An 18800-nucleotide genomic window follows, 5' to 3' on the forward strand; every position below is an offset into this window, starting at 1 on the left:
GATATGAAGTGGGCGATAGCAGCCGTGGCTGCCGTTTCGATCGTTTTTTTTGTGGTTGATTTCCTTCCGTTATGGCGAAAAAAGATGCTGAAGGAGGCATGGAGCTTCAGTTTATTGTTGGTTTGCGGAGCGGGTCTGAACATCGCGCATTTCCTATACCTCCCGATCCCGAATCCGCTTCAAGCAATGGTTTTCATCTTTAAACCCGTTAGTGAGGCCATGGAAAGTTTAATGAAATAAGTGCACAGGAGGACAACTATGCTGCAGTTGGACAAAGGATCGATAAGCATTCGCCAGATTACTGTCATCGTCATCCTGATGACACTTGGTGATTCCATCCTGATCTTGCCTTCGGGGGTAGCTGGTATCTCACACCAGGATGCCTGGTTATCAGGATGGATTGGATTGGCTTTTGGGCTGATGGTTGTCTGGTTTTTCTCTTATATGGCCGGACTCTTTCCTAACCTTTCCCTTATTCAATATACGACACTTCTTGCAGGGAAATGGCTTGGATTTATCATCAACCTTACCTTCCTGATCTATTTTAGCTTTACAGCGTTGTGTGTCACCTGGCAAATCGGCGACTTTATTACAACGGATATTATGCCGGAAACCCCCATTGAGTCTATCGAAATTATTTTGTTCGGGTTGATGATTTTTGCAGTTCGATTGGGAATCGAGTCCATTATTCGAGCGGCAGAAATCTTTTTTCCTTGGGTGATCCTGATGCTTATCGTATTGATAATACTATTAACCACTCAAATGGACATGAGCCGTATGCAACCCATGTTGGAGAATGGGATGAAGCAAGTGATCTGGGGGTCAGTGAATGCGGGGAGTTTTCCGTATATGGAAATCTTTTGTCTGCTCGTCATCATGCCTCATGTGAAAGAACATAAGAAAATGAAGAAAAATTTTGTAGTGAGTGCTTTGCTGGGGGGCGTAGCAATAAATATTATTCTGACTCAAAGCATTCTTGTTCTCGGCGAATATAAAACAGCTACTACGTACTATTCCAGTTTTGCATTAGCGCAACACATAAGTATCCGTAATTTTGTCGAAAGAATGGAAGCTATTATTGGCATTTCATGGATTATTACGACATACATCAAGTCCACGCTATACTTCTACGCTTTAAATATCGGGCTCGCCCAAATGTTGAAGCTGAAAGATTATAAAATGCTTACTTTGCCTACGGGGGTGATATGTTTTGCTTTAATTTTTATCGCGATACCGAGTGCACAGTATTTTTCGAACATAGCCATACACTACTGGGCTTTATACAACTTCACGATGAGTGTGGTCATCCCCTTATGTCTGTTAGGTATCTATGCTATACGAAAAAGGAAGTTACAGGCACAACGCAACCAATCGTCATAGGGAGAATGCTGGTAAAATATATATTGAGGTTAGCTCTTTTGGTGCATCCGCATCGAAAGAGCTTTTTTATTACTTTTGTCCAGATCCTCTCCGAAAATGATTTTGTATCTGTAACCGTTTTTCAGGCCATGGCTTGAAAAACGGTTTTTTGCCGGGATTTTCTCCAAAATCGTAAAATAGTGAAATGATTTGAAAAGATCTCAAACCATCTAAGCTTGGGAGAGGAATAAAATGAAGCTATAGGGCTTGGTTTAGACCGCTTGCCGTATGTTTCATGATCAGGCATCAATCTGTAATGGCATTATATCGAGTATCAAATTTAGGAGGAAAAGCAGATGAGTAACGCAAGAAAGCAATGGAATCTCTGGTACGACCGTCCAGCGGAGCAATGGACAGAAGCGCTTCCTGTCGGGAATGGCCAAATCGGAGGCATGATTTACGGAGGCATTAATGAGGAACGAATAGGCTTGAACGAGGAGACGGTCTGGTCTGGTAAGCCGCACTACGACGCCAGTCCAGGCGTTCTTCAAACAATCGGACAGGTGAGAAGCTTACTTTTCGATGGAAACTACCGTGCGGCCCATGAGCTGGCCGAGCAATACATGAAAACGCCGCTTAATCCGCATTATGGCAACTATCAGCCACTGGGAGACTTATATATTAAGCTGGACTTGCCCTCTGGGGAAGCAACCAATTATCGAAGAGAACTGGATCTCAATCAGGCAGTTTGTATGACCTCCTACTCCATAGGGGACACGCTGTATTCTCGTGAAGTTATTTGCAGCAACCCCGATCAAGTTATGGCTATTCGACTTAAGGCCGAAGGTACGCATGGTCTCAGCGGCTCTATTTGCCTTGAACGAGAAAGAGATGCAACCGCTCAACCGAATGGCCCGAGGGGATTGACGCTGCGCGGCGTTTGCGATCATGAAGGCGTAACCTTTGAAGCGATGGTGGAAGTTCGGACTGAGGGAGGAGAATGCTGCATATCGGGCGCTTCCGTCGCCTTCAGCGGGTGTAAGACAGTTACGTTGTTGGTAGCCGCCAATACGTCATATCGCCATCGGGAGCCGCACGAAGCGAATGAAACTGTGCTTCGCTCAGCAGTTTCAAAGTCGTGGGACGCCTTGCGGGAGGCGCATGTGAACGATCACCAATCCTTGTTTCAGCGCATGGATCTCGATTTGGGCGGGGATCGGCACAACAATCTCCCTACGGATGCGCGTCTTGCGCAAGTCAAAGCGGGTCAGGATGACCCTTATTTGGCTGCACTTTATTTGCAATACGGCCGTTATTTGTTAATCGCCAGTTCACGTAAGGGATACTTGCCCGCTAATTTGCAAGGGATTTGGAACGATAGTTTCACCCCCCCTTGGTTTTCAGATTTCACAATCAATATTAATACGCAAATGAACTATTGGCATGCGGAAACGTGCAACTTATCGGAATTGCACGAGCCTTTGTTTGACTTGATGGATGAGCTGATCGAACCTGGACGCAAGACGGCAGAAGAGCGCTATGGCTGCGGCGGCATGGTGCTGAGCACGCGGACGAACCCTTGGCTGAATACATCGCTGCGGGCAACGCCTTCCCTGTTGTGGCAGGAAGGAGCGGCATGGCTCGGCAGGCATTACTGGGATCATTATTTGTTTACAGGTGATATCAAGCTGCTAGAGCAAAGAGGTTATCCATTTATGAAGGAAGCGGCCTTGTTTTACCTTGATTTCATGGTAGAGCATCCGCAATACGGTTGGCTTGTCACTGGCCCGACGACATCACCTGAGAATACGTTCCAAGCAGCAGACGGGACAAAAACAGCGGTGGATATGAGTCCAACGATGGCCGTTCAAATCATTGACGATCTGTTTGAGAATTGTATCCGGGCAAGCGAGGAGCTTGGGATGGATCAAGCGTTCAGGGAATTGCTTAAACGCAAACGGGCTCAATTGCCGCCGATGAAGGTTGGTCGTTACGGTCAACTGCAGGAATGGATGGAAGATCATGAGGAGACAGAGCTGGGGCATCGACATATCTCACACCTGTTCGGCTTGTACCCTGGGCACAGCCTTAACCGCAACACGCCGGAGCTCTTGACCGCAGCACGAACAACACTGGAACGAAGACTTCAGCACGGAGGCGGACATACGGGCTGGAGCTGCGCCTGGATCATGAATTTGTGGGCGCATTTGGGAGACGGCGAACTGGCGCATCAATATCTCAACACGCTGTTTACTCACTCTACGCATAACAATCTCTTCGATAATCATCCGCCATTTCAAATTGATGGAAACTTCGGGGGCGCTGCAGGAATTGTAGAAATGCTTATACAGAGCGATGAAGATGAAATCAGACTGCTTCCCGCTCTGCCAACTGCTTGGTCGAACGGAAGCATCCGTGGCGTTTGTGCCAAAAACGGTTTTGAACTAGAACTGCACTGGCAAGGTGGATTGCTCAACGAGGCAGTCATTCTTTCCAAGTTAGGTCGGCGTTGCCGTCTTCAGTTTAATGCCAATGTGACAGAAGCCGAAGTTATAACCGGTAACACGCGAATACCAATCGTAACCGGCAGCGGGATGCTAGAGTTTGACACGCAGCCAGGCGAGCAATATCGAATTATATTCTCGTAAAGCGCTTAAGAATAAGGAGGAGATCTAAGATGGATTTGGATTTATTTTCGAAAGTTAAGCAAGTTCCGCTTGGAGCTAAAATGATGGATGAAGATTATTTTATTTGGTGCACCAGTGTTGTTGAAGGAGATGACGGGAAGTACCATATGCTGTATTCACGGTGGCCGAGGCACTTAGGACACTATGGATGGGTAACAGATTCAGAAGTTGCTTATGCTGTTGCCAATCATGCGCTGGGGCCTTATAAGTTCCAAAATATTGCCTTGCCGAGAAGAGGGGCAGGCTACTGGGATGGCAGCTGCACCCATAATCCGACGATAACGAAAATTGGGGATTTATACTATCTGTATTATACGGGGAATGCAGGAACGGCGGAAGTTCCGCGACCTGCCTCGATGTCCGATCCGGAATGGTGGGATTATCGCAACAAGCAAAGAATCGGTGTTGCCGTGGCTGAACATCCCGCCGGCCCTTGGAAACGTTTCGATGATCCGGCTATCGATATCAGTACAGAAGCTTCGGACTTTGATTCTTTAGCGGTAGCCAATCCTAGCGTAACGGCTCGTCCTGATGGAAGTGTTCTGTTAATTTATAAGGGCATTACTCGTAGTGATCGCTTACAGGGCGGCAGAGTGCTTTATGGAGCAGCTATTGCAGATAAACCTGAGGGCCCCTTCGTGAAACAAAATGGCAGAGTTTTCGAAAGTGATGGAACGGGAGATCACTGGATGGTTGCTGAGGATCCGTTTATTTGGTTTGACAATGACCGACATTATGCCGTAACAAGGGATGTTGTGGGGATCTTCACCGGTGAAGAAGGTGGAATAGCGTTATTTGAGTCGCAAGACGGAATTATGTGGCGTGCAGCTCCTAAATCGAAAGTTTTGGGAGGGGAATTCCAGTGGGAAGATGGCACTTTCAGCGGAACCAAGCTGGAGAGACCGCAGCTATTGCTCAAAGACGGTGTCCCTCAAGTATTATTCGGAGCCGTTGATGTGAACGAGCCGAAGCAACGGTCACATTCTTTCAGCGTGTTTATTCCCCTTGATTAAGTAAGAAGGATAACACGTTGGAAATTACGAAATGAGCGAGCATTTCAATGGCAAAGATCCAATGCGGTTCGAAGATATGCGAAAAACCCCGTTTGGCGCCAAGAGGATGGTACCGTTGCGGAGTGGTAGAAGGGCAATTTTCTATATGGAAATAAACAGAGTTCCTCAGATTGTCAAGTAAAGCGTTTTCATTGTACCTCAAACAACCTATGACCCGTTCAGATTGCATATTTATCTGTTAATAAAAAAGATGGCTCCTTAACTTGCATGCTTTGCAAGCTGACGGGCGATCTTTCTTATGTTTTGTGCTACTGCCTTCATAAGTGCTTTCTCCTGCACATTCGCCTTGTTTGGCAAGTTGTGCAGGTGAAAAGCAAGGACATTTGATGCACTATTTCGGATCAGATGTTTACTCGCGGTAACCTTGTCGGTTCGTGGTGCTATGGCCTAGTTCCTGATCTTTTGCGCAGATATACACATTATTCACGGTAAGAAAAACAAACCGTTCCTTCGACATTCCCTCGGAAGTCGAACTGGCTCTGCGTCCGCCGATTTTCCAAGTTGTTTCCGATCTTCGTCCACGGCTTTATCCAATTCCAATTTGTGTATTCGTAAGGCGTTTGCTCCACGGTTGTATCACGTATTTATTTTTATTGGCCTTTGCGTAAAATAGGATCAATCGACGGCCGCCTATGATTGTCACTGTAAAAAGGACGAACGATATCTAAAATAAACGAAAAATCAATATGATCAGCGATTTGGCAAAGTAAATGATTTTGCAGGACCATCAAATCAATGCATACAAGTTCATAGTCTCTCTACAGTCTGAGACCCTGCTATCCGATCATCGGTATGAACAATTGGAATCTGCAACCTTGGCCCAATTAACGTAAAATAGTGTAACGATTCGCAAAGATATTAAACAATCAACATGCAGAAAGGGAGTAAACTTAAGATACAAAATGATAGAAAGGTGGTAAGAAGATGAAAATGAATGCATCCGCAGAGCACAAAGCATATTCGGTATATGCTGCGAAAGGCATCTCCTCCCTCCTGCGCAGACTAGTAAGATATAAATACATTTATTTACTGCTGCTGCCAGGAATCGTGTATTTTACGATTTTTAAATATGTACCGATGCTCGGTATCGTCCTTGCTTTTAAAGAGTACAATCTGGTATTAGGATTTTGGGATAGTCCATGGGTTGGCTTGCAAAATTTCGAAAAATTCATCAATGGCGTTTACTTTTATGACATCATGGGCAATACGATTTTGATCTCGTTTTACAAGCTGATATTCGGTTTTTCGGCGCCAATCATTTTAGCGCTTCTGCTTAATGAAGTGAGTGTATCGTGGTTCAAGAACACCGTACAAACGCTTACCTATTTACCTCACTTTATCTCCTGGGTTATCGTTTACGGGCTTATGGTGGCCTTGTTATCGCCTGGAGAAGGATTAGTTAATTTGCTATTGAAGGGACAGGGGTTTACTCCAATCGCTTTTCTTGCAGAGCCCGGGTGGATAAGAACGCTTATTGTATCCTCCGATATTTGGAAAGAGATAGGTTGGGGAGCGATTTTGTACTTGGCCGCTCTAGCTGGAATCGACCCGAGTCTGTATGAGGCAGCCAAAATTGACGGCGCGTCCAAGTGGAGGCAGCTCTGGCATGTTACATTGCCGGGTATTCGAAACGTCATCATTTTATTACTAATTATTAAGCTGAGTCATATTCTGGATGCGGGTTTCGATCAAATCTTTATGTTGTCCAACACATTCAATCAGGAAAAAGCGGATATCATTGATACTTGGGTATACCGCGAGGGTGTTGAGCGCATGCAAGTCGGGCTGGCTACCGCTGTAGGTTTGTTCAAATCTGTGATAGGCTTTATTCTGGTCGTCTCCGCCAACCAATTGGCCAAAAAATTCGATGGACAAATATGGTAAGGGGGACTGGCGATGCGTAAATCGATTTCGGAACGATTTGGAATAGGAATTGTTTATTTGATGCTGGCGGTTGCAGCGCTGGTTTGTTTATTTCCTTTTATTTATGTGCTCAGCGTTTCCTTTACGCCTTCGGAAGAGGTCATGAGGAGGGGAATTGTCCTGATTCCCGAGACGTTCACATGGACCGCTTATAAGACCGTATTTCAATCCTTCGGCATTGGTCAAGCTTACAAGATTACTTTATTCCGGACGATCGTCGGGACAGCCTTAAATCTTTTCTTTACCGTCATAACGGCTTACGCACTTTCCAAAAAGTATTTGCCGGGGAGAAGCGGGTTTCTCATGTATGTGGTGTTTACGATGTTGTTTGGCGGAGGATTAATACCCACCTACATTTTGGTGAAATCGCTCGGATTAATCAATAACATTTGGGTGCTCATCGTTCCAGGATTAATCAGCGCTTTCAATTTGGTTATCGTGAAAGGCTTCTTCGAGCAAATGCCCGTGGAGATCGAAGAATCCGCCAAGGTTGACGGGGCCGGAGAGATGGTTCTTTTATGGAAAATTATTATCCCCCTCTCTCTTCCTATTATGGCTACAATTGGTTTGTATTATGCCGTGGGTCATTGGAACAGTTATTTTGACGCCGTCATGTACTTGAATAATAATCAATTAATGCCGCTTCAAGTCGTCTTGCGCAATATATTGCTTAGTATTGAAGCTATACAAAATGACCCGTTTTCTTCGGATCCGCCTGTCAGCACAGTTGCCGTCCAAATGGCTGCCGTAGTCGTATCCACGTTGCCTATACTCTGCGTATATCCGTTTATTCAAAGGCATTTCACCAAGGGAGTGCTGCTTGGTTCAATCAAAGGATAAACGGAGTTATCGTAAAATCGCAGAACAAGTGCATAATTTTTTGAACATTTGCAAGTAATAGAATCGTTAAGATGGGTATGTTCAGGTAAATTGCTTTAATAATATGATTTAGGGGGCAGTCGCTATGAAGCAAAAGAGAAATGCAATAAAGATGATATGCGGCACTATTGCTATTGGATTGTTGTTATCAGCTTGCAGTTCAGGGAAACCCGCAACATCTACACCAACACCTGATGGAGGTAAAGTGGCATCTGCGGATCGCTTTGCCAAGCAAATGAAGATTACGGTTTTCAATTCGGGGGCGTTCAACCCTGGAGCGGCTATGCCTGCACGTGAAGATGATCCGGTTCGTCAAATGATGGAGAAGGCCGTGAATATTGATTTGCAGTTGCAAATTGTTCCAGCCGATCAGAGAGCGGCGAAATTGAACGCGTTGATCTCCTCCGGAGACATTCCAGATCTCATGTTCATGCCCTCTCGAGCCGATGCCATTCAGTATTACAATCAAGGGATTGCTCTTGATTTGGACGAATCCTTGAAAGCGTATCCGGAATTACTGAAGCGATTCACATCTTCCCAATGGGATGCCGTGAAATATAAAGGAAAAACATTCGGCATTCCAAGTTACGATGGAGTTGCTGGTTTCCCAGCATGGATGATTCGCAATGATTGGCTCAAAAAGCTTGGTTTAAAGCAGCCAACAACTCCGGACGAACTGCTCGAAGTCATGAAGGCCTTTACATTCAAAGATCCGGACGGCAACGGAAAGGATGATACGTATGGTTTAATTGCAGGTGTAGGTAAAGACGGCAGCCTTGGATCCCAAGGTTGGGACTCCATCATGCTAATGTTTGGTTTAATGCCTGGTGATATTCAATATTCGGATGGCAAGCTTCGATTTAGCTACGATGATCCGAGAATGAAAGAAGCGTTAACTTTTATGAATAAAATAATTGAGGCTAAAGTTGTTGATCCGGACTGGGTAGCTGGAATCGATAGAGATACCAAAATGTACAAAGGCAAAGGTGGAATCTTAGTTACCGATCTGCGGCGCGTGGAACCCAATTACCAAGCCAAGATGAAGGAAGTAGGCGGCGAAGTGCCAGATTGGGGTTTGATGGTTCCGCCGAAAGGGCCTCGTGGAGATCAAGCCATCGGATATGAGGCATTCCAAACCAATTCGTGGCTCATTTCAAAAGCTGCTGCCAAAGATCCTGCCAAACTGACGCGTATTCTTGATTTTCTAAACTACTGGTATACAGATAAAGATTTGTATCCTTATGTTTCTTATGGTTTGAAAGGTGTGCAATGGGATATCGTAGATGGTAAAGTGAAAAGGCTTGTTGAGAGTTCGGATGATTCGAATAGAACGAAGTGGGTAACCAACTACTTCATGCCTCGGCGGGGGGATGATGCTTTATACTTCAACTTTCAGAATCCGCAAACAGCAGAGTTTCGAGCAACAAATTTGAAGTATATCAAACCTCAACCAGTCACACCATATGTAGTGCCGGATAAAACAGATACTCTTTATAATGACCGTCAGAAATATATTAACGAGACAGTACTGAAGTTTATGACGGGTAAAGAGCCTTTAAGCAATTGGGATGCCTATGTGAATACCCTGAACACCAAGTTCGATTATGCCAAATACAAAGAACTTACAACTAAGCAATTGCAAGATGAGGGAATTATCAAATAAAATAGATATGCCAGAACAAACGATTTAACGATTGGAAAAGAAGCTAAGCGGCTTGAATAGCTTAGCTTCATTTTTTATATAGTTCATACTGCTGAATTGAGATTTTAACTGGTATGATTGTAATAAATTATTGTGTGGGATGAGGATGCCGATGTTCCGGTTTAGCAGCATGACCGCAAAGTTGTTCTTCCTTTGTTTTATTTTTGTATTGTGCAGCGTCTTACTCATCAGCCAACTTGCCTATCAATTTATTAAGAGCGAAATCCGAAATAACGATTATTACTATATCAGTCAAATGTTGTCCAAAGTTGATCAGTACGTATCCCTTACTTCTACAGCACTCCATACAATTCTGTACTCCATAAACGCCCCCGGTCAAAATGAAACGGATGAGGAATCGCTCTCCTCACGGGTGAGTCAGCTTTATGAAATCAACAGTAACTATGTATCCGATGTTTACGTAATTAAAGAAGATTTGACTATTGTAGGGGGGAGTATCCCTTCCAAAGTGATGAGGGAAACACCTCCGGACAGGAATCACATCTATGAATTGGCTGCGGCATCCCCCTACAGTATGATTTTATCAGGTCCTTATCACTCCAAATTTTCAGGCTGGACGATTACGATGGCCAAGTATGTACCGAATAGTAAACCTGCTATCGTGACAGCGCTGGATATAGACTTGAGTGCGTTTGAACAAACGTTATTGAAAATAAATCGTGAAGAATCCATCAATATCGTCATTTTGGACGAAAATGGAAAGATTATTGCCGGCAAGCCAGGGTCAGAAGGCATCCTGAATTCAGAAACAAACACGTTTACAGTTGGGGGCGTCACTTCAGAGGAAATAGCCCAATCGAATGAAAGTACGATAGTAGTAAGCGGTTCATTGGAGCATCCGATTACATTCATCAAAAGACCGACCTCGCGGTTTAATTGGACGATCGTTTCAATGAATTCGGAACAGTTTCTGACACGCTCGTTAGGGAAAATTACCTTTTATCTATACTTATTGATCGGAATAGGACTTGTTCTAAGCCTGGTCATTTCTTTCGTCATCATGAGGTTTATCAGAAGGCCAATGAGCCAACTGCTAACCAAAATCAATTTGATCAAGCATGGAAATTTGCAGGAAAGAGTCCATATGGTCAGAAAAGATGAATTTGGCATCTTGTCCAGTTCCTTTGACGAAATGGTTGATCAGATTTCGACCTTGATTGAGAATTTGAAAGAGAATAAAGAGCTTCAGCGGTTGCTTGAAATTCAAATGCTTCAATCCCAAATTAATCCCCATTTTTTGTATAATACGTTAGGTTCGATTAGCAATGTAGTGAGATTGGGACGTTATGAGAAAGTAGATCCGGTCATTCGTTCTCTGATCAGTATTCTGGAATATGGCGTTGCTGACGCTACGGCTAAGGTTACGTTAAGAGATGAATTAACCAATATCCGTGACTATATTGAGATTCAGAATGTGCGTAACAATCAGTACTTTGAACTTATCGAGCAAGTCGAAGGACAGTTGATGGACCAACACGTTTTCCGTATGCTGTTGCAGCCGATCGTGGAGAATAGCCTTTTTCATGGTTATAGAGGAGGCCGAATCTCTGGCGAGGTCATCGTTCAAGCTTACAAAGAAGGAGACAATGCCGTAATTGAAGTAATTGACCATGGAGTGGGAATGACGGAGAAGCAGGTTAACAGCCTCTTGCTTCCAGGCGTAAGCCGCAGCGGTGATAAACGGAAACGAATCGGGCTGATTAACATCCACCAGCGAATCCAACTTCATTACGGATCAGCATATGGATTAACGATTTGCAGTAATCTTGATAAGGGAACATCTGTCAGAGCTGTTTTCCCATACTTGGTGAAAGAAGGAGAAGTTCATCCATGAGGAAGATTCGATGCATCATTGTGGAAGATGAAGAATTGATTGTGGAGCGGCTAAAGCTTTTCTTCTCCAAACTTGCAGGCCGTTTCGATCTGATCGGACATGCCTATTCGGGTGAAGAAGGAATCCAGCTCGCTTTGCAATTGCAGCCGGATGTTATTGTTACGGACATTGTCATGCCAGGCATGGATGGGATTATGATGATTCAATCGCTGAAAGAAAGACTGCCATCGACGTTCTATATTATACTTACGGCTTACGCTAAATTTGAATATGCGAAGAGCGCTCTGCGTCTTGACGTACAGGAGTATGTAAATAAGGTTCCGATGGATGAAGATGAGATCGTAAAGGCTCTGGAGAAGACGTCTTATCGTATTGTGGAGCTGGAGATAAAGCGGCGGTTGCAGCAGACTCAAAATGAGCATATGTACCGTATCAGAAAACAAATCTTGAAGGAAATCATTGGTGGCGAATTAAATCCATCGCGAATGGAGGTGCTGGCAGGTGACCTTCATTTTCATTTCACCCCGAGTTTCTATAACGGTTTTGTGATAGAACTGGATTCTCCGGATAATGATTCGCTTTTGAACGAAGTTGACAGGAGCTTGATCAAATATGCGATGATAAACATTGTCGAGGAAACCATCCATGGTCATTCATATGGCTTTTGCAGTGAGGTTATTGATGATCGGCTGTTTGGCATCGCCACATGGCCCCATATGTACAGCTCCAGCGAGAACAATCAGCGTTGTTTGACTTTGGGCAACGAACTTATTGTGAACATTCGGAATTATTTAAAACTCTCCGTCATCATCGGCTTTAGCGGTGTAGCTAAGGGGTGGGCGCAGCTGCGGGAAGCCTACAATGAAGCCGTGGAAGTTTTTGAAGATGCCTATTATAAAGAAAATAGTGCTGTGATTACGCCTGTTCAGCGGATTTCCTATTCCGTGAAGAACCAGGAAGAATTACAAGCTAAAATTCAGGGGTTTGTTTACCATCTGCAAACGGGGATGAAATATGCACAATTAGCGCTGATGTTGCAAGAGATGAAGGACTGGTTGGACCAAAACAGAATACCCAAAAAACAGATGGTCCCTCTTATCCTGAATCTGCTTGAAGCGATTCGGCAAAGATTACAGGAACAAAACTTGACAGCCTTAACCATTCCAATTCAGTCGTTAAGATCTCAGAGTTTCAATAAACAGTGGGAATTTTTGTTGAACTATTTGGAGAATGGTTTGGCAACAAGGAGAAGCTCAAGAAGAGCTGAAATTGTGAAGGCGAAGGAGTTCATTGAGCTTCATCTTACGGAACGTATATCATTGAACGAGGTCGCCGAGCATGTGAACTTGACCGCTGCGTATTTTAGCGGAATGTTCAAGAAAGAGGAGTCCGTCAGCTTAATCGACTATATCAATCAACGCAAAGTCGAACGTGCGGCAGAGATGCTGAAGAAGAAAGATTACTCCAATCAGGAGCTGGGAGACGCAGTCGGCATCTTCAATGAACGATATTTTATTACTTTGTTTAGACAGATTATGGGTGAAACCCCACAAAAGTATAGGAAAAAATGGAGTATGTAGTTGTGCAGCCCAAACTTTGAAATAAGGTATGGGCTGTTTGACATTACTTTACTATGAAATCGATTTTATTACCAAATTCGAAAAATATTAAAATAATACAATAAAATTTTGAACCATGAGAATTGCAATTATTAATAAAATGGAATCAGTGCATCTAGAATGGATGGAGGGGGATATCGTTTGAAGTTTTGCTTATACGATACAATAGATAGACAGATCATTCAAATCGAGAAGGATTTTATGTCAGCTTTAAATTTGAAAGTGAAACTCGGCAGCGCCAATCATATTTCTGTGCTACCTATTATGTCCAAGGCTGATTATTTGTTATTTCCCGCATCCTTTCGTGGGGAAATTGGCGGCCATTCTTATTTACTATATGAGGTTCCAAATGTATTTGAGTCAAAGTTTGATAAAGTTATTGTTCAAGAATAAGACGAATATCGGCTGTCAAATGCTAGAGAAAATGCCCGGTGAAATGGACGGATTCAGTTCCAGAGCATCAAGGCATTTTTTACTATATGATTTGATGCACCTTCTAGCAGAGAAGCTAAAAAAGAAAGAATTGGAGTTTGCAACGGTGTGATCGAATTTTTGCGAAACGGAGGCAAAGCAAGCTTGGTTGGCCTCCTCATTCATGGACTTAACCTGCAATTTCAATGAATGAAATCATAAGCAAGGAGGGAGCTGTTATCCAGTGTATTCGACGTTGGATGCCTAAGCAATTAATGTATCGAATGTTTATTGCTTTCCTGCTGCTGATTATTATTCCCTTTATTGGCTTGCAAATTTATAACTACAATAATGTAGAAAATTTGATTGTAAATCGTCTCCAGAAACAAAATGAATCTCAGGTTAGCTTGATTAGAGCCAATTTGGAGAGCTTACGGGTTGCTATGCTTCAACGCTATCTACAGATGGAAAAGGATCTTGAACTAACAGCTATGCTAACCGAAGGGAGAGACGATCCTGACCATGAGAACGCTATAATAGATCGGATAAAGGCCAGCAGCAGCAAGTTATTTCCTCAAAACGAGTTTGTCAGCTACACAATTCAAGATAGGACGGGACACACCTATAAGTATCTGGAGACAGAAGCGTTACAGGAACCATTCATGAGCGCCGTATTCGAGAACATGGAACAAGCGGGTATCCTTTCAAAATGGTCCTTTGAAGCGTCAAACGGGGGAGCGCAAGACCTGGTGCTTTATGCCATTCTCCAGTCACAGCCTGATCATTCCTATGCCAATCTTCGGCTAACCTTTCACATGGATAGCTGGCTTCGGCGCTCCGTGAGAGACGTACTTATCCAAGGTGATTATGCCATAATCGATTCCACCGGCAAACTGCTGGTGCAAACGAATCCGAATATGGAAATTCCAGCAATTGCTCTAAGCGGTATCCAATCCTACAATACCTTTGCCCTTACAACGAAAAACTTACAAATTGTGAATTCCTCAGCCAACCCATCTTTGCACTGGGCGAGATGGTTCGCAAAAATTTTAATACCCTGCTGCCTGAACACAATTATGTAGGCGAGGCACTTGGTTTAGTGCAAACGTATAATAATCTAGTGAAAGATATTCGATCATTGATTCAGCGTCTTAGTATCGAGGAAAGACAGAAGGAGGCGCTTCGCTTTCAAATGCTCATGTCGCAAATGAATCCTCATTTTTTGTTGAATACGCTAAACATGATTAAATTTCAAGCTATGGATAAGAATCAGCAGGAGATCGCGGAAATTTGTATGTCGCTTGGCAAGCTTCTCGAGCAAAGTCTCAGTTCTGAAATAGAACTTATCTTTTTAAAGGATGAACTGGAACTTCTATATGCTTACACATATATTCAATCGGTTCGCTATGAAGATTTATTCTCTATTCAGATCGAAGTTGAAGAGGGGCTGGATTATGTGCTTGTCCCTCAGTTGACCCTGCAGCCGCTAGTAGAAAACTCGATTATGCATGGCATGATGCATCGCAGCAGCGGAGGGCAAATTAAAATTGCCGTTTTTCGCAGGGGCGGCCGACTTGTGATGGAAGTCACCGACAACGGGGAAGGGCAGTATGCCGGGCAAGAGTCGCTGCAGCGGAAACGTAAAGGTATTGGGCTTTCCAATGTGAAAGAACGGCTGGAATTGTTATTTCGTGAAGAAGGGAAGCTAGAAATAGTCCCGCTGATACCAGGTATGCTCGTTAGACTGGAGTTTCCTTTGCTAATATCCAATCCTTATGAAGGAGATGAGGATAAATGAGGAGAGTTCTACTGGTTGAAGACGAGCCATTTGTACGACGAACGCTCCTAAAGCAAGTTGCTTGGTATGACCTTGGATATAAAGTCATCGGAGAATGCGGAAATGGAAGAGAAGCCCTTGATGTCATAGTTAATCAGAGGCCTGACGTGATTATTACGGATATCATGATGCCGGAGATGAGTGGGACGGAGCTGTTAAAGCGTGCTCGCGAAGCTGGCGTCGAATCCAAATTTATTATGCTTACCTGCATGAACGATTTCGATTTTGCGCGTCAAGCGCTTGAATATGGGGCATCCAGCTACATCCTGAAGCTGTCTATGAGCATACCCGAATTAGAGCAAAAACTGACCAAGCTGCGGGCAGAACTCGATGAGAAGGATCGCTTGATGCAAGTGCAAGAGCAGCAAGAAACTGCAAGGATTCAACTCGCCTATCAAGAGGTATGGTCCGCGATCGTTGAAGGAAATGATTCGATAACGAAATATTCACATCTAGGTATTGAGGAACGATATCCCATCGTACAAATCGTTGCAAGTGCTTCCCTTCAAGCAGCTTTTCCCGCTGAGCCAGAGGGCGTTCTCCTGCATCGAGTTAGAGATGATTACCAGGAGGCCCGATTGTATTGGTTCACGGAGCAAAGCGAGCCAATGGATGTTTCGATGTTCCCATCGTTGGTTAGTAGTGGATGTGTACCTTCAAACGAATGGGTAGACGCTTGGAAAAAGATTCGACGATCTCTACAGCAAGCCTGGTATGAAGAGATATTGACTAGAGAGGAACCAATGGCATCTCGCTTGCCGTTTCGCTGGGAGGAAGAGAAAACGCTAATGCTTAATCTTGATCATGGCAAATGGGACGACTTCCGCAAAACACTTCAGGAAAGATGGGAGCTCTTCGCCAAGAGAGGAACCGATTACCGCTATGTCAAAGACGTCGGACTTGAGTTGTTGGGCATGTTTCGTAAAATATTCGTTAAAGCTTCAATCGATCAGCAAGCGCTGTATGCAGTAGCAACTCATCGCGATCTCTTTCGTTTTTTGGAGGAGACCTTGAATCATTACTTGCGTATTAAACGGGAGGATCCTGAGGAATATACGTCACACCAAGATGTGAACAGCATTATCGATTACGTGCATCGGCACTACAGCGAGGAGATTACGGTCAATAGCCTAGCCGAACATGTTTCTCTAGATCCCCATTATGTCAGCGCCTTATTCAAGAAAAAGAAAGGGATGAATGTCACTTATTTTATTCAGAGTTATCGGGTGCAGAAGGCCAGGCTGCTGCTGAAGGATACCGAATTGTCCGTTAGCGAGATAGGGAGAAGAGTAGGCTTTGAAAATGATAACTATTTTATTAAAATCTTTAAGAGATTTGCTCATATGACGCCTAGCCAGTATCGTAAAGAAGGATAAAAGAAGCTGCGAGGTAGTAATTTTTAAAGGTAAATCAGTTACACTGGTTGGCCTTTTTTTGTTACGATGTATTCATTTAATTTTCCATGGACAATTGTGTGAATTTGTTCTATGAAATGCACCTTTTCGTTAATTGTAGCCTCCATGCAAACAGGGTAAAGTTAAAAAGTAATCAAATGAAGAAAGGATGTTAAAGGATGCTTCAGAAAAAAAGCCGCCTCGTAAAGTGGGTACAGGAAGTATGGCAAACAAGATCGTGGTATGTGATGTTGCTACCAGGGGTGGTCTGGTTTTTTATTTTTAAATACATTCCTATGTACGGCGCCAGCATTGCTTTTAAAGACTTTAATATATTGAAAGGGATTTCAGATAGTCCGTGGGCAAACCCGTGGTACAAGCATTTTGTTTATTTTTACGAATCGCCTTATTTTTCGCAATTGCTAGCCAACACCTTCCTGATCAGCATATATAAGCTGTTGTTTGGCATGGCGCCAGCCATTATTTTTGCGATCCTCTTATATGAGTGCCGCAATATTGTATTAAAGCGATGGGTGCAGACCATCAGTTATATGCCGCATTTTTTGTCGTGGGTCATTATCTATGGCATTTGTACAGCGCTTCTGTCGGAAAGCTCTGGTCTGATCAACGACTGGCTGCAATCCGCTTTCAACCACAAAATACCGTTTATGTCGTCGACCGAATGGTTCCGAACCGTACTTGTCGGATCGGATATCTGGAAGGATTTGGGCTGGGGAGCGATTATTTATTTGGCCGCCATGTCCGGCATTGATCCTACGCTCTATGAAGCTGCCAAAATCGATGGCGCCGGCAGGATGAAGCTCATTTGGCATGTGACGTTGCCTTGCATTCGCAATATCATTATCCTGATGCTGGTACTCAAGCTGGGAACGATCATGGATGCCGGCTTTGAACAAATTTATGTCATGTACAATGTCAAAGTGTTTCAAGTAGCAGATATTATTGATACGTGGGTATACCGCGTAGGACTGGAGCAAATGAATTTTAGTGTTGCGACCGCAGTGGGGTTGTTTAAATCGGTCATTGGACTAGCGCTCGTATTAATTGCCAACAAAGCGGCAAAAAGGTGGGAGGGGAGTGTATGGTAAGGGGGAAGAGAGATATTCTTTTCGATCTATTCATTTATTTTATTTTAATTCTGGTTTGTATAATAACCATATTCCCTCTTCTGTTTGTCATTTCCGTATCTCTAACGCCTTACACTGAGGTTCTTAAACATGGCGGTTATTTGATATTTCCTAGATCGGTTGACTTTGAAGCGTATAAGAAGCTGTTTAGCGACAGCGCCATTCCAAGATCCTTTCAAATCAGTCTGATCATCACCTGCGGCGGGACTCTCATCTCTACGCTGCTAACCGTCTTAACAGCGTACCCGCTAAGTCGCAAGAAATTGAAGCTTCGCTCCTTTTTCTTGCTATACATCGTATTCACGATGCTGTTCAACGGGGGGCTGATTCCGACCTATCTCGTCGTCAAGGATGTCGGACTATTGAATTCAATATGGGCAATGATGATTCCGAACGCGATGACGGCTTTCAATATTATGTTAATGAAAAGCTTCATGGAAAACATTCCGGAAGAGTTGTTTGAATCGGTTAGAATGGACGGTGCTAAGGAAACTCGCGTTTTGTGGCAGTTAGTGCTCCCGCTGTCCATCCCTTCTCTCCTGACGATTGGTTTGTTCTATGCCGTCACCCAATGGAATTTATTTTTTAGCGCTATTATGTATGTGACGGATACCAAATTGTATCCGCTGCAAGTCATTGTTCGCAATATCATATCTGCCTCTTCGCTGGTGAATGTAAATGTGGAAGTTACAGTGCCTACCATGACGTTGAATATGGCTGCTGTTGTTGTCTCGAGCGTTCCTATTATAGCGGTATACCCGTTTATCCAAAAGCATTTTTCCAAAGGCATGCTAATGGGCTCATTGAAAGGATAGCCATTTTGTTCTATTGGAAACACAGTTTCGTTCATTACCAGATTGTTTGAATTAAGTTAATTTATAAGAGTAATAACAATTATATGAAAGAAGGGGTA

The 18800-nt window shown here is 43.7% G+C and carries 16 protein-coding genes; 15 read left to right on the plus strand and 1 reads right to left on the minus strand.

Annotated elements, in window-relative coordinates; translation table 11 throughout:
• Positions 1 to 3 precede the first annotated feature (3 nt).
• From AC58VC_RS15685 to AC58VC_RS15700, 4 genes are all read left to right on the plus strand, one after another.
• Positions 4 to 240 (plus strand): hypothetical protein, encoded by a 237-nt coding sequence (locus tag AC58VC_RS15685; RefSeq protein WP_497369656.1) that lies wholly within the window; start codon positions 4 to 6, stop codon positions 238 to 240.
• 18 nt (positions 241 to 258) lie between these two features.
• On the plus strand, positions 259 to 1380 hold the full coding sequence (locus AC58VC_RS15690; RefSeq protein ID WP_497369657.1) for a GerAB/ArcD/ProY family transporter: 1122 nt from the start codon (positions 259 to 261) through the stop codon (positions 1378 to 1380).
• Positions 1381 to 1715: 335 nt separating this feature from the next.
• Entirely contained in the window at positions 1716 to 4007 is a 2292-nt protein-coding gene (locus tag AC58VC_RS15695; RefSeq protein WP_497369658.1) for a glycoside hydrolase family 95 protein, read from the plus strand.
• A 29-nt stretch (positions 4008 to 4036) separates the two neighbouring features.
• Positions 4037 to 5059: a glycoside hydrolase family protein gene (locus AC58VC_RS15700; protein WP_497369659.1), complete on the plus strand. Its 1023-nt coding sequence runs from the start codon at positions 4037 to 4039 to the stop codon at positions 5057 to 5059.
• Positions 5060 to 5709: 650 nt separating this feature from the next.
• Here AC58VC_RS15700 and AC58VC_RS15705 read toward each other — a convergent pair.
• Positions 5710 to 5847 carry a transposase gene (locus AC58VC_RS15705; protein ID WP_497369660.1) on the minus strand — a complete coding sequence of 46 codons (138 nt, stop codon included), beginning with the start codon at positions 5845 to 5847 and terminating at the stop codon, positions 5710 to 5712.
• Between the two features lie 196 nt (positions 5848 to 6043).
• Between AC58VC_RS15705 and AC58VC_RS15710 the strand changes: the two genes are divergently transcribed.
• From AC58VC_RS15710 to AC58VC_RS15760, 11 genes are all read left to right on the plus strand, one after another.
• Positions 6044 to 7003 carry an ABC transporter permease gene (locus tag AC58VC_RS15710; RefSeq protein ID WP_497369661.1) on the plus strand — a complete coding sequence of 320 codons (960 nt, stop codon included), beginning with the start codon at positions 6044 to 6046 and terminating at the stop codon, positions 7001 to 7003.
• Positions 7004 to 7015: 12 nt separating this feature from the next.
• The gene (locus tag AC58VC_RS15715) at positions 7016 to 7882 is read left to right on the plus strand and encodes a carbohydrate ABC transporter permease (RefSeq protein WP_497369662.1); all 867 of its coding nucleotides are present in this window, start codon (positions 7016 to 7018) and stop codon (positions 7880 to 7882) included.
• 124 nt (positions 7883 to 8006) lie between these two features.
• Entirely contained in the window at positions 8007 to 9584 is a 1578-nt protein-coding gene (locus AC58VC_RS15720) for an extracellular solute-binding protein (protein WP_497369663.1), read from the plus strand.
• 169 nt (positions 9585 to 9753) lie between these two features.
• Positions 9754 to 11478: a sensor histidine kinase gene (locus tag AC58VC_RS15725; protein WP_497369664.1), complete on the plus strand. Its 1725-nt coding sequence runs from the start codon at positions 9754 to 9756 to the stop codon at positions 11476 to 11478.
• On the plus strand, positions 11475 to 13058 hold the full coding sequence (locus AC58VC_RS15730; protein WP_497369665.1) for a response regulator transcription factor: 1584 nt from the start codon (positions 11475 to 11477) through the stop codon (positions 13056 to 13058). The genes AC58VC_RS15725 and AC58VC_RS15730 overlap by 4 nt, the downstream gene beginning before the upstream one ends.
• A gap of 180 nt (positions 13059 to 13238) precedes the next feature.
• Positions 13239 to 13490: a hypothetical protein gene (locus tag AC58VC_RS15735; RefSeq protein WP_497369666.1), complete on the plus strand. Its 252-nt coding sequence runs from the start codon at positions 13239 to 13241 to the stop codon at positions 13488 to 13490.
• Between the two features lie 278 nt (positions 13491 to 13768).
• Positions 13769 to 14590, plus strand: a complete 822-nt coding sequence (locus AC58VC_RS15740; RefSeq protein ID WP_497369667.1) for a hypothetical protein — start codon at positions 13769 to 13771, stop codon at positions 14588 to 14590.
• The gene (locus AC58VC_RS15745; RefSeq protein WP_497369668.1) at positions 14542 to 15306 is read left to right on the plus strand and encodes a sensor histidine kinase; all 765 of its coding nucleotides are present in this window, start codon (positions 14542 to 14544) and stop codon (positions 15304 to 15306) included. Before AC58VC_RS15740 ends, AC58VC_RS15745 begins: the two co-directional genes overlap by 49 nt.
• Positions 15303 to 16721: a response regulator transcription factor gene (locus AC58VC_RS15750; RefSeq protein ID WP_497369669.1), complete on the plus strand. Its 1419-nt coding sequence runs from the start codon at positions 15303 to 15305 to the stop codon at positions 16719 to 16721. The genes AC58VC_RS15745 and AC58VC_RS15750 overlap by 4 nt, the downstream gene beginning before the upstream one ends.
• A 197-nt stretch (positions 16722 to 16918) precedes the next feature.
• Positions 16919 to 17848, plus strand: coding sequence for an ABC transporter permease (locus AC58VC_RS15755; RefSeq protein ID WP_497369670.1), 930 nt, complete (start codon positions 16919 to 16921; stop codon positions 17846 to 17848).
• Positions 17842 to 18702, plus strand: a complete 861-nt coding sequence (locus AC58VC_RS15760) for a carbohydrate ABC transporter permease (protein WP_497369671.1) — start codon at positions 17842 to 17844, stop codon at positions 18700 to 18702. The genes AC58VC_RS15755 and AC58VC_RS15760 overlap by 7 nt, the downstream gene beginning before the upstream one ends.
• Positions 18703 to 18800: the final 98 nt, after the last annotated feature.

This window comes from Paenibacillus sp. J22R67 (genome assembly GCF_059692175.1).

Excerpts from the sequence above, each read along its gene's own strand:
- AC58VC_RS15690 (WP_497369657.1), top strand. The coding sequence starts at position 259 with ATGCTGCAGTTGGACAAAGGATCGATAAGCATTCGCCAGATTACTGTC.
- AC58VC_RS15740 (WP_497369667.1), top strand. The coding sequence starts at position 13,769 with ATGCCTAAGCAATTAATGTATCGAATGTTTATTGCTTTCCTGCTGCTG.
- AC58VC_RS15760 (WP_497369671.1), top strand. The coding sequence starts at position 17,842 with ATGGTAAGGGGGAAGAGAGATATTCTTTTCGATCTATTCATTTATTTT.
- AC58VC_RS15700 (WP_497369659.1), top strand. The coding sequence starts at position 4,037 with ATGGATTTGGATTTATTTTCGAAAGTTAAGCAAGTTCCGCTTGGAGCT.
- AC58VC_RS15715 (WP_497369662.1), top strand. The coding sequence starts at position 7,016 with ATGCGTAAATCGATTTCGGAACGATTTGGAATAGGAATTGTTTATTTG.
- AC58VC_RS15705 (WP_497369660.1), bottom strand. The coding sequence starts at position 5,847 with ATGGTCCTGCAAAATCATTTACTTTGCCAAATCGCTGATCATATTGAT.
- AC58VC_RS15725 (WP_497369664.1), top strand. The coding sequence starts at position 9,754 with ATGACCGCAAAGTTGTTCTTCCTTTGTTTTATTTTTGTATTGTGCAGC.
- AC58VC_RS15755 (WP_497369670.1), top strand. The coding sequence starts at position 16,919 with ATGCTTCAGAAAAAAAGCCGCCTCGTAAAGTGGGTACAGGAAGTATGG.
- AC58VC_RS15695 (WP_497369658.1), top strand. The coding sequence starts at position 1,716 with ATGAGTAACGCAAGAAAGCAATGGAATCTCTGGTACGACCGTCCAGCG.
- AC58VC_RS15720 (WP_497369663.1), top strand. The coding sequence starts at position 8,007 with ATGAAGCAAAAGAGAAATGCAATAAAGATGATATGCGGCACTATTGCT.
- AC58VC_RS15745 (WP_497369668.1), top strand. The coding sequence starts at position 14,542 with ATGGTTCGCAAAAATTTTAATACCCTGCTGCCTGAACACAATTATGTA.
- AC58VC_RS15710 (WP_497369661.1), top strand. The coding sequence starts at position 6,044 with ATGAAAATGAATGCATCCGCAGAGCACAAAGCATATTCGGTATATGCT.
- AC58VC_RS15730 (WP_497369665.1), top strand. The coding sequence starts at position 11,475 with ATGAGGAAGATTCGATGCATCATTGTGGAAGATGAAGAATTGATTGTG.
- AC58VC_RS15685 (WP_497369656.1), top strand. The coding sequence starts at position 4 with ATGAAGTGGGCGATAGCAGCCGTGGCTGCCGTTTCGATCGTTTTTTTT.
- AC58VC_RS15750 (WP_497369669.1), top strand. The coding sequence starts at position 15,303 with ATGAGGAGAGTTCTACTGGTTGAAGACGAGCCATTTGTACGACGAACG.